The organism is Muribacter muris, from assembly GCF_004569585.1.
GTDB classification, from domain to species: Bacteria; Pseudomonadota; Gammaproteobacteria; order Enterobacterales; family Pasteurellaceae; genus Muribacter; species Muribacter muris.
Window position 1 is genome coordinate 17,560 of sequence record NZ_SPPA01000028.1, and the last position, 10,318, is coordinate 27,877.

The window sequence follows — 10,318 nt, forward strand, 5'->3', positions numbered from 1 at the left end:
TCAACCGACCGCTTGCCTCTTCCCTGCGATTACTCAGCGTCTTCTTTCGCCCATTCTAACGCCCGTTTCACCGCTTTTTTCCAGCCTTTATAACGGCGGGTGCGTTTCGCTTCGTCATTATCCGGTGTGAAGACTGTGTCAATCGCTGCTTTATTGCGCAACTCGTCTAAGCTTCCCCAGAAGCCTGTCGCCAAGCCCGCAAGGTAAGCCGCACCCAGTGCCGTAACTTCCCGCACCACCGGACGCTCAACATTGGCATTGAGAATATCCGCTTGGAACTGCATTAAGAAATTGTTAGCAACTGCACCACCGTCCACACGCAAGGTTTCAAGGGTCGCACCACTATCCGCTTGCATTGCGTCTAACACTTCTCTAGTTTGATAAGCGATCGACTCAAGAGTAGCTCTCACGATATGATTGCGGTTCGAGCCACGGGAAAGCCCGACAATAGCCCCTCGTGCGTACGGATCCCAATAAGGCGCGCCCAAGCCGGTAAATGCCGGCACAACATATACGCCATTGGTCGTTTCGACTTTAGTGGCAAAATATTCGGAATCACGGGCATCGTGAATAATTTTCAGTTCATCACGCAGCCACTGGATAGAAGCGCCCCCCATAAAAATCGAGCCTTCCAACGCATAGCACGGTTCGCCTTTGGCATTACAAGCAATGGTTGTCAGCAAGCCGTTTTGTGATTGTACCGCTTTGTCGCCGGTATTCATCAACATAAAGCAGCCCGTGCCGTAGGTATTTTTCGCCTGCCCCTGTTCCACGCATAAATGCCCGTAGAGTGCGGCTTGTTGGTCGCCGGCAATCCCTGCAACCGGAATACGCACGCCACCCATACCGCCGATATTGGTTTGTCCGTAGATTTCGGAAGAATTACGCACTTCCGGCAACATCTCTCTCGGCACGTCCAATAATTCGAGCATTTTGTCGTCCCACTGTTTCGTGTGGATATTGAACAGCATTGTGCGGGACGCATTGGTGTAATCGGTAACGTGCGAACGCCCTTGCGTGAGCTTCCATACCAACCAAGTATCAACCGTGCCGAACAGCAATTCGCCTCTTTTCGCCCGTTCTCTTGCCCCTTCGACATTATCCAAAATCCACTTCACTTTCGTGCCGGAAAAGTAAGGATCGACCACCAGCCCTGTGGTTTGGCGGATATAGGCTTCGTGCCCGTTCGCTTTAAGGGTTTCACAGAAATCGGCAGTACGGCGGCATTGCCACACAATCGCATTGTAGATCGGCTTACCGGTCTCTTTTTCCCACACAATCGTGGTTTCACGTTGGTTGGTGATCCCAATTGCCGCAATTTTATCTGCGCTAATCCCTGCTTTTGCCACCACTTCATTTAGGGTTGAGCTTTGGCTCGACCAAATCTCCATCGGATTATGTTCGACCCATCCGGCTTGCGGATAAATTTGGGTAAATTCACGTTGTGCGACTTCGACAATATTCGCATTTTTATCCAATAACACTGCACGGGAGCTGGTTGTGCCTTGGTCAAGAGCGATAATGTATTCTTTTTCCATAATATTCACCTTTAAAATCAATCAGTTATTTCTGTAATTTGCACGGCAGATTTTTGCCGATAAAACGGTTGTAGAAGAAGCCGCCTAATAGTGCGCCCACAATCGGCCCGAAAATCGGCACGAGGAAGTAAGGAATATCACGCCCGCCGGTGAAAGCCACTTCTCCCCAGCCGGCAAGGAACGCAAAAACTTTCGGCGCAAAATCACGGGCAGGGTTCATTGCAAAGCCGGTTAGTGGCCCGAACGATCCACCGATTACCGCAATCAATAAGCCGATTAACAACGGCGCCATCGCCCCTCTCGGCACACCGTTACCGTCATCGGTCAGCGCAAGAATTAACGCCATCAGCACCCCAGTGATAACCACTTCGACAAAAAAGGCTTGCAGCACGCTGATATGCGGGTTCGGGTAGGTGGAGAACACGCCGGCAAAGCCGATGTCTTCGCCCCGCACAATATTCTGTGCCGCTTCGCTCGCAATAAAGAGATCCCGATAGAGAAAATAGACCACAGCTGCTGCCGTAAACGCCCCAAGCATTTGTGCGATGATGTAAGGCACGACCTTTTTGCCGTCAAAACAGGCAAAGCGCCACAGGGCAATCGTTACGGCAGGGTTAAGGTGCGCACCGGATAAGCCGGCAGACGCATACACCGCCATTGCCACCGCTAACCCCCATACGATCGAAATTTCCCACAAGCCGAAGGTTGCACCGGCAACCTGTGCCGCTGCCACGCAGCCCGCACCAAATAAAATAATCAATCCCGTGCCGATAAATTCACCGATACACGCTGTTTTTAATGATCTTTCCATATAGCCTCCACGGAAATGGAATATGTTCAAAATGTTTGAAAACGAAAATTTTTCGGTGTTAATATAGAGAAACGGACATTTTTCGCAAACACTAATGTATAAAAATGTGAAGTACCGCACAAAAATTTGTTATTCAAATGTAAAAATTTGATCTACATCAGTTTACTTATGTTCAAACGCTATAACACGCGGTCTGTTCGGCGCATTTTTCTGCAATATGATATGCAGCAATTATATATCGTTAAATTTTTTGAGAATGCAGCACCAAGTCCGTTAATCACTTCCTAAAATCACTTGTTTGTCTGTTACATTTTTGCAAAATATCGCCGACAACCGACCGCCTGTTGTGCGATGAATTTTCCCGCCAAATAGCGTATAATCCGCTCACTTTGAATTGTAAAAGAGAGTAACGATGAAAAATATTCCGATTAGAACCGCAGACGAAATTGAAAAACTTCGCCTTGCCTGCCGCCTCGCCAGCGATGTGTTGGTGATGATTGAACCCTATGTGAAAGAGGGGATCACCACCGGTGAACTCGATCGCATTATGCACGACTACATTGAAAATGTTCAGCAGGGCATTCCCGCCTGTTTGGGCTATCACGGCTTTCCAAAGGCGACCTGTATTTCCTTAAACGAAGTGGTGTGCCACGGTATCCCGAGCGAAGATAAAAAGCTGAAAAAAGGCGACATTCTCAATATTGATGTAACCGTGATCAAAGACGGCTACTACGGCGATAACTCCAAAATGTATGTGGTCGGCGAAGCGAGCGTAAAAGATAAACGCTTAATCGAAGTTACCCAAGAAGCGTTATATATCGGGCTACGCACCGTCAAACCGGGCATTCGCTTACAAGAAATCGGACGTGCCATTCAGCAATATGCCGAAAAAGCAGGATTTTCTGTTGTGCGTGAGTACTGCGGGCACGGCATCGGCGACCAGTTCCACTGTGATCCGCAAGTGCTGCATTATTTCAGCGATGACAGCGGTGTTGTGCTACAAGAGGGAATGGTGTTCACCATTGAGCCGATGATCAACGCCGGCAAGAAAGAAATTCGGCTGATGGGGGACGGCTGGACAGTCAAAACCAAAGACCGCAGCCATTCCGCCCAGTATGAGCATCAAATCGTGGTAACCGCTGAGGGCTGCGAGGTGCTGACCATTCGAGAAGAAGAGATCGCCAGCGGCAGAATCAGCCGTCTAATGAAAAATTGCTAACTGGAGAGCGTTAAAAAATGACTACTCAACAAATCAGTACACCAAAACAGGCGTTTGTCGGCTTACAAATGCTCTTTGTTGCCTTTGGCGCATTAGTACTAATGCCACTGATTACAGGACTTGATCCCAATACCGCCCTACTCACCGCCGGTATCGGTACATTGATTTTTCAACTTTGTACCAAAGGGCAAGTGCCGATTTTCCTTGCTTCATCTTTTGCGTTCATCGCCCCGATTCAATACGGGGTGCAAACTTGGGGGATTCCGGTAACAATGGGCGGTTTGGTATTTACCGGTTTAATCTATTTTGCTCTCTCGGCATTGGTGAAATTTAAAGGCATCACCGTGTTAGATAAACTGTTTCCGCCGGTCGTAGTTGGGCCTATCATCATTATTATCGGTTTAGGGCTTGCCCCTGTCGGCGTGGATATGGCGATCGGCAAAGGATCGGATATTCCTTATAGCACGGCGATCACCGTCTCGATGATTACCCTTGTTACCACGCTGATTGTGGCAGTGTTTGCCAAAGGAATGCTGAAATTAGTGCCGATTATGTTGGCGATTGTGGTCGGTTATCTCGTTTCGCTCGGCTTCGGGCTGGTGAATTTCCAACCCGTTTATGATGCACCGTGGTTCAGTTTACCCAATTTAACCGCACCGGAATTTAAACTGGAAGCCATTCTTTATTTGCTGCCAATTGCCCTCGCCCCCGCCGTTGAACACGTTGGTGGCATTATGGCGATCAGCTCGGTTGCCGGCAAAAACTTTCTGAGTAAACCGGGCTTGCACCGCACGTTACTCGGCGATGGCGTAGCGACTTCCGCAGCCGCAATGCTCGGCGGCCCGCCAAACACCACCTATGCGGAAGTTACCGGCGCAGTAATGCTGACCAAAAATTTCAATCCTCGTGTGATGACGTGGGCAGCCTGTTGGGCAATTGCTATTTCATTCTGCGGTAAAGTGGGCGCATTTTTACAAACGATCCCAAGCGTTGTAATGGGCGGGATTATGATGTTAGTCTTCGGCTCTATTGCGGCGGTAGGAATGAGTACCTTAATCCGTGCTAAAGTAGATATGAGCGAAGCCCGCAACCTCTGCATTGTATCAGTGGTGATGACCTTCGGTATCGGCGGTATGTTAATCAATGTCGGCGAGTTTTCCCTAAAAGGCATCAGTTTATGTGCGATCGTAGCAATTTTACTGAACCTGATTTTGCCAAAGGAAAAAGGCGCACACTAAATCCAATATCACTATAGGGACGCCACGTCGGCATCCCGCATAAAATCCCATCATTTTAAGATTGTCCGGTATTATGTAGGGACACACTGCGTGTGTCCTTTATAAAAATCAAATTATTTCAATAGGTTAAAATCCAGACACACGCAGTGTGTCCCTACAAGCGAAGAAAAGACAACTTTGTGCAGCTGCTACATAATATTGAGACTTTCTTAAACGGACGCAAGCATTGCGTCCCTACCTATGAGCAACCATTTCGCTTTATGCCGCTACTCAATCGCAAATTTTGATGTGTAACTCACCGCTTGATAGGGTTTATAGCAGTGATAACTGATGGCGTAATGTAGCCGCTTTGGCAGCATCCAGTTTACCTAGCTGTTCAAACGCTTGCTGTTGCTTCGGTCTATCCTTGGCGATTTCGGCACAAAGTGCAATATTCTCGAGCGTATCCGCTTGGTGATAATAGGGCTGCCGGCTCGCCAATGCCTGCTCAAATGCGGTATAGGATTGTGTAAATTGCCCGTGTTTACACAAAAACGTGCCGTAGTTATTCAGCACATCAGGGCGGGGGGAGTGGTCGGCACTTTGCGTTTGGCTAAGTGCGATAGCGTGCGTATAAGCCTGCTCGGCAGTTTCCGTTTCGCCGATTTGTTGATAGTAATACGCCGACACGGAATGGGGGAGGTAGTCCGTGCTATCGTGTTCAAGGGCTTTATCAATATTCTCTTTCGCTTTGGCGAAATCGTGTTGCTCAAGGTAAGCAAGTGCAAGGTTAATACGGGCTTTTACCGCCTCGCTACGGTTAAATTCCGCCTGCTGCGGGAGTTGGCTGGAACAGCCGGCTAACAATAACATCGCTATACAAGCGGTCAGAAAACCACATTTTTTTGCAAAACTCATAAAGCCCTCGCAGTTGATTATTGATGGGAAACGGCGATATTCTCCCCGAATTGACGTTTTTCCAATGTCCGTTTGGTGCGATCAATCACATCACCCGCTAACTGCCCGCAAGCAGCATCAATATCATCACCACGGGTTTTGCGTACTGTTACCGTAAAACCGTATTCCATCAATGTTTTTTGGAAGCGATCGATACGGGTATTCGAGCTTTTCGCATACGGCGCTTGCGGGAACGGATTCCACGGGATCAAATTGATTTTACTCGGCGTATGTTTCAGCACTTCTGCTAATTGATGTGCGTGTTCTATACCGTCATTCACTTGATTAAGCATCACATATTCAATCGTAACTTTGCCGTGATTCGCATTAGACACCTCAAGGTATTTATTCACGGAGTCGATCAACATCTTGATATTGTATTTTTTATTCAGTGGAATCAGTTCATTCCGCAATTCATCATTCGGGGCGTGCAAAGAGATTGCTAATGCCACGTCAATTTGCTCGCGCATTTTATCCAGTGCCGGCACAACACCGGAGGTTGAAAGTGTTACTCGGCGTTTGGATAAGCCGTAGGCAAAATCGTCCAGCATAATTTCCATCGCCGGAATCACATTATTCATATTCAGTAGCGGTTCGCCCATTCCCATCATCACCACATTGGTAATCGGTCGCACACCCGTTACGCCAAAATTACCGATAATCTTTGATGCTCGCCACACCTGCCCGATAATTTCTGCCACAGTTAAATTGCGGTTAAAGCCCTGCTGTGCCGTTGAGCAAAAGGTACACGCTAAAGCACAGCCCACCTGTGAAGAAACACACAACGTAGCCCGATCATCTTCGGGGATATAAACGGTTTCGATCTGCTGATCGCCCACCCACATTGCCCACTTGATTGTGCCGTCTGAAGATCGCTGCTCCACCGCCACTTCCGGCGCTCGAATTTCGGCAATGTGTTTTAATTTTTCACGCAACACTTTGTTGATATTGGTCATATTGTCGAAATTATCTTCGCCAAAGTGGTAAATCCATTTCATCAACTGATCGGCACGAAACGGTTTTTCACCCATTTCGGCAAACAGCTCCCGCATTTGCTGGCGGTTTAAATTCAGTAGATTAACTTTTTCCTGCTTTATATTTTCTGCACAACCCACATTGGTTGCGTTAATTGATTCTGACATTGAGATAGCCTCGTTATTACACGTTTTGTGGCAAAAGGACGTTTTGCATTAAAAAAGAGTGCGAATTCTACTGGTATCTCTGCCTTTAGGCTAGCGATTTTTACACAATCAGGAAAGAGGCAACGCAAAATTTTACGATCGAGATCACAAAATCTATTTGAACATCATAATTAAGTCGATCAATACCGCTTTCTGCTGTTCCGATAAACCGCTAATCAGCTTAGCTAATTGTTCATCCCGTTTACCCTCAAAGGGCGCATCGTTTACCTCACCATACTTTAACCATTCCGGTTGCACATTTAACCATTTGGCTAAGGTTTGAATTTTATCTTCAGCAGGTATGGCTAACCCGTTTAGCCATTTATGCACAGCTTGCTGAGTAACCGGCGTATTAGGGTGTAATAAATTAAATTTAATGGCAATTTGGCTGGTTTTCAGCCCTTTAGGGTAGGTCAAATTCAATGCGAAGTTTAATCTCTCACTGAATTTTGCTTTTTCTGACTGTTTATGCATAGGTTCAGACTAAACTTGAACAAAACAAAAGCAGTTTATACAAAATCCATAAAGAATTAAATAGGGTATTCTTTAAGTGCTAAAGAAAGCCATAAGAATAGATTTATTTAAGTTTATAAAACTTAATAGAATAGGATATTTTATCTTGAAGTGGTGGGCGATACCGGTCTCGAACCAGTGACCCCCTCCTTGTAAGGGAGGTGCTCTCCCAACTGAGCTAATCGCCCACTTAACCTAAGTGGTTTGGGAAGCCTAACTAAGCGTGGTGGGCGATACCGGTCTCGAACCAGTGACCCCCTCCTTGTAAGGGAGGTGCTCTCCCAACTGAGCTAATCGCCCACGTTAGTTTAAACCTACAACAACGAAACCCTTCTAAAAGAGTGGTGGGCGATACCGGTCTCGAACCAGTGACCCCCTCCTTGTAAGGGAGGTGCTCTCCCAACTGAGCTAATCGCCCGCTGTTGTGGGGAGGCATTATAGGGAGTTGAAAATTTTCGTCAAATCCTTTTTATCACTTTTCAAATTGTTCGTTGATTTTTTCGCCCAAAATTGCAATTTTTTGCTATTCATCCCTTGTAAGCGTAGTAGAATACCGAAATCTTTTGTCTAAGAATTTCACAGGTCAAACATAATGAAAATTGAAACGCTTTTTCCTTTAGATCCGAATGTTAAAGTTCGCACCCGTTTTGCCCCAAGCCCAACCGGCTATTTACACGTGGGCGGTGCAAGAACAGCGCTTTATTCTTGGCTTTATGCCAAACATCACCAAGGCGAATTTGTACTACGCATTGAAGATACGGATTTAGAGCGTTCAACCCCAGAGGCAACAGCTGCCATTCTGGAAGGAATGGAATGGCTCAATTTAGCGTGGGAACACGGGCCTTACTTCCAAACGAAGCGTTTTGAACGCTACAACCAAGTAATTGATCAAATGCTGGAACAAGGGTTGGCTTACCGCTGCTATTGCTCAAAAGAACGTTTGGAAACGTTACGCAATCAGCAAGAAGCAAACAAAGAAAAACCACGCTACGATCGCCATTGCCTTAACGATCATCACCATTCTCCGAACGATCCGCACGTTGTCCGCTTTAAAAATCCAACAACAGGATCGGTTATCTTTGACGATGCTGTGCGGGGCAGGATAGAAATCAGCAACAGTGAATTGGACGATCTAATTATCCGCCGTACAGACGGATCACCAACCTATAACTTCTGCGTAGTTGTCGATGACTGGGATATGGGCATTACCCACGTTGTACGGGGTGAAGATCACATCAATAACACCCCACGTCAAATCAATATTTTAAAAGCACTCGGCGCACCTATTCCGACCTACGCACACGTTTCAATGATTTTGGGCGATGACGGACAAAAATTATCCAAACGACACGGTGCAGTCAGTGTGATGCAATACCGAGACGACGGCTATTTACCGGAAGCTCTGATTAACTACCTCGTGCGTTTAGGCTGGGGACACGGCGATCAAGAAATTTTCAACCGTGAAGAAATGATCGCATTATTCGACATTCACTCCGTCAGCAAATCAGCCAGTGCGTTTAATACCGAAAAATTACAATGGTTGAACCAACATTATATGCGTAATCTGCCACCGGAAAAAGTCGCAAAATATCTTGAATGGCATATGCAAGAACAAGGGATCGACTACACCCAAGGGCCGGCACTGACCGATATTATTCCGATATTGAGCGAACGCAGCAAAACCCTCAAAGAACTCGCTTCTGCCAGCCGTTATTTCTACCAAGAATTTGAGCAATACGATGAAAAAGCCGCTGCCAAAAACTTCAAAGCGGAAGCGATTGCACCACTTGCAAAATTATTGGAGAAACTGACCGCTTGCAACGATTGGACAATCGAAAATATCCACGAAGCGATGAACCAAACCGCCCAAGAGCTTGAAATTGGAATGGGTAAAGTGGGAATGCCGTTCCGCCTTGCCGTTACCGGCAGCGGGCAGTCGCCGTCAATGGACATTACCGCCCAATTAGTCGGTAAAACGCGCACCCTTGCCCGCTTGCAAAAAGCAATTACGTTTATTCAGTCTCAACAAGGGTAAGATCAGCCAGTTTTTGAGCGATTGAAATCAAAGTATGCTTTTCGGATTGACACCAAGAGCCGAAAAGCATATCATTCTGCCTCGTCAAAGGGGATATAGCTCAGTTGGGAGAGCGCTTGAATGGCATTCAAGAGGTCGTCAGTTCGATCCTGATTATCTCCACCAAATTCATAAATCAGCGTGCTTTAACTTAACGCTGAAAACCTTTAGAAGCCTTGCATTGCAAGGCTTTTTTCATATCTGATAACTCTACTTGCGTTCGCTTGCGTCATATTGAGCGTGAAAAATAGTACCCAAATAAGTACCCAAGTGGTAAAGTACCCAAAATTTTGGGTACTTTTGGGGATTTTATGGCGAGAACGCAGAACAGGCTTACCAATACACAAGTAGAGCGTTTGAAGTATATTAAGGACGGAAAGAATGAACACCCTGACGGCAACGGGTTATTTTTTGAAATATACCCAACGGGCGTAAAGTCGTGGCGTTTTCGTTATAACGTACCGTACACGGGAAAAAGAACCAAATTCACTATCGGTAACTACCCCGCCATCAGTATTGCTCTGTTAATGATCATGCAAAAATGCACCAGGTTGATGCAGTAAGATCATCGAAAAGTGATCCACTGCATCTTTTGATAAACTCCTTGTTATTTAAACAGGGAATAACCTGGTATGCTTTGCATGGAAACCATCTTAAAAATACGTCGCCTTTATCATAAAGTGTAGAAGATCAGATTAAATCTGACAAATCACAATAAAAAGTGAGCGTTTCCCGTTTAGAATATGAGTGTCAAATTCAATCTAAACAAAAAAGGAAACGCTCATGTTTTATTCTAACAACCCTCTCA

9 protein-coding genes and 4 tRNA genes are annotated in these 10,318 nt (G+C 46.2%); 5 read left to right on the forward strand and 8 right to left on the reverse strand.

Annotation, left to right across the window (positions count from 1 at the left end; genetic code table 11):
* Nucleotides 1-29: 29 nt before the first annotated feature.
* Nucleotides 30-1,538, reverse strand: coding sequence for a glycerol kinase GlpK (gene glpK / locus E4T80_RS10905; RefSeq protein ID WP_135058328.1), 1,509 nt, complete (start codon nt 1,536-1,538; stop codon nt 30-32).
* 25 nt (nt 1,539-1,563) lie between these two features.
* A complete protein-coding gene (locus E4T80_RS10910; protein WP_047976947.1) occupies nt 1,564-2,349 on the reverse strand; it encodes an MIP/aquaporin family protein in 786 nt (261 codons plus the stop codon).
* Nucleotides 2,350-2,761: 412 nt separating this feature from the next.
* Between E4T80_RS10910 and map the strand changes: the two genes are divergently transcribed.
* Together map and E4T80_RS10920 are read left to right on the forward strand one after the other, a co-directional pair.
* Nucleotides 2,762-3,568 (forward strand): type I methionyl aminopeptidase, encoded by an 807-nt coding sequence (gene map / locus E4T80_RS10915; protein ID WP_135058330.1) that lies wholly within the window; start codon nt 2,762-2,764, stop codon nt 3,566-3,568.
* Nucleotides 3,569-3,585: 17 nt separating this feature from the next.
* Nucleotides 3,586-4,806: a uracil-xanthine permease family protein gene (locus E4T80_RS10920; protein WP_135058332.1), complete on the forward strand. Its 1,221-nt coding sequence runs from the start codon at nt 3,586-3,588 to the stop codon at nt 4,804-4,806.
* A gap of 312 nt (nt 4,807-5,118) precedes the next feature.
* Here E4T80_RS10920 and pilW read toward each other — a convergent pair whose 3' ends face one another.
* The 6 genes from pilW to E4T80_RS10950 form a co-directional block, all read right to left on the reverse strand.
* A complete protein-coding gene (pilW, locus tag E4T80_RS10925; protein ID WP_135058334.1) occupies nt 5,119-5,703 on the reverse strand; it encodes a type IV pilus biogenesis/stability protein PilW in 585 nt (194 codons plus the stop codon).
* Between the two features lie 17 nt (nt 5,704-5,720).
* Nucleotides 5,721-6,884, reverse strand: coding sequence for a bifunctional tRNA (adenosine(37)-C2)-methyltransferase TrmG/ribosomal RNA large subunit methyltransferase RlmN (locus E4T80_RS10930; protein ID WP_135058336.1), 1,164 nt, complete (start codon nt 6,882-6,884; stop codon nt 5,721-5,723).
* 153 nt (nt 6,885-7,037) lie between these two features.
* Nucleotides 7,038-7,397 carry a transcriptional regulator gene (locus E4T80_RS10935; protein ID WP_135058338.1) on the reverse strand — a complete coding sequence of 120 codons (360 nt, stop codon included), beginning with the start codon at nt 7,395-7,397 and terminating at the stop codon, nt 7,038-7,040.
* A gap of 151 nt (nt 7,398-7,548) precedes the next feature.
* A tRNA-Val gene (locus tag E4T80_RS10940) sits at nt 7,549-7,624 on the reverse strand.
* A 36-nt stretch (nt 7,625-7,660) separates the two neighbouring features.
* Nucleotides 7,661-7,736, reverse strand: a tRNA-Val gene (locus E4T80_RS10945).
* 42 nt (nt 7,737-7,778) lie between these two features.
* A tRNA-Val gene (locus tag E4T80_RS10950) sits at nt 7,779-7,854 on the reverse strand.
* Between the two features lie 174 nt (nt 7,855-8,028).
* Here E4T80_RS10950 and gltX point away from each other — a divergent pair.
* The 3 genes from gltX to E4T80_RS10965 all read left to right on the forward strand — a co-directional run bounded on the left by gltX (nt 8,029) and on the right by E4T80_RS10965 (nt 10,073).
* Nucleotides 8,029-9,471, forward strand: a complete 1,443-nt coding sequence (gene gltX, locus E4T80_RS10955) for a glutamate--tRNA ligase (protein WP_135058340.1) — start codon at nt 8,029-8,031, stop codon at nt 9,469-9,471.
* 89 nt (nt 9,472-9,560) lie between these two features.
* A tRNA-Ala gene (locus E4T80_RS10960) sits at nt 9,561-9,636 on the forward strand.
* A 185-nt stretch (nt 9,637-9,821) separates the two neighbouring features.
* The gene (locus E4T80_RS10965; RefSeq protein WP_135058342.1) at nt 9,822-10,073 is read left to right on the forward strand and encodes an Arm DNA-binding domain-containing protein; all 252 of its coding nucleotides are present in this window, start codon (nt 9,822-9,824) and stop codon (nt 10,071-10,073) included.
* Nucleotides 10,074-10,318: the final 245 nt, after the last annotated feature.

Coding starts and splice junctions, on each gene's coding strand:
- glpK (WP_135058328.1), bottom strand. CDS start 1,538: ATGGAAAAAGAATACATTATCGCTCTTGACCAAGGCACAACCAGCTCC.
- E4T80_RS10910 (WP_047976947.1), bottom strand. CDS start 2,349: ATGGAAAGATCATTAAAAACAGCGTGTATCGGTGAATTTATCGGCACG.
- map (WP_135058330.1), top strand. CDS start 2,762: ATGAAAAATATTCCGATTAGAACCGCAGACGAAATTGAAAAACTTCGC.
- E4T80_RS10920 (WP_135058332.1), top strand. CDS start 3,586: ATGACTACTCAACAAATCAGTACACCAAAACAGGCGTTTGTCGGCTTA.
- pilW (WP_135058334.1), bottom strand. CDS start 5,703: ATGAGTTTTGCAAAAAAATGTGGTTTTCTGACCGCTTGTATAGCGATG.
- E4T80_RS10930 (WP_135058336.1), bottom strand. CDS start 6,884: ATGTCAGAATCAATTAACGCAACCAATGTGGGTTGTGCAGAAAATATA.
- E4T80_RS10935 (WP_135058338.1), bottom strand. CDS start 7,397: ATGCATAAACAGTCAGAAAAAGCAAAATTCAGTGAGAGATTAAACTTC.
- gltX (WP_135058340.1), top strand. CDS start 8,029: ATGAAAATTGAAACGCTTTTTCCTTTAGATCCGAATGTTAAAGTTCGC.
- E4T80_RS10965 (WP_135058342.1), top strand. CDS start 9,822: ATGGCGAGAACGCAGAACAGGCTTACCAATACACAAGTAGAGCGTTTG.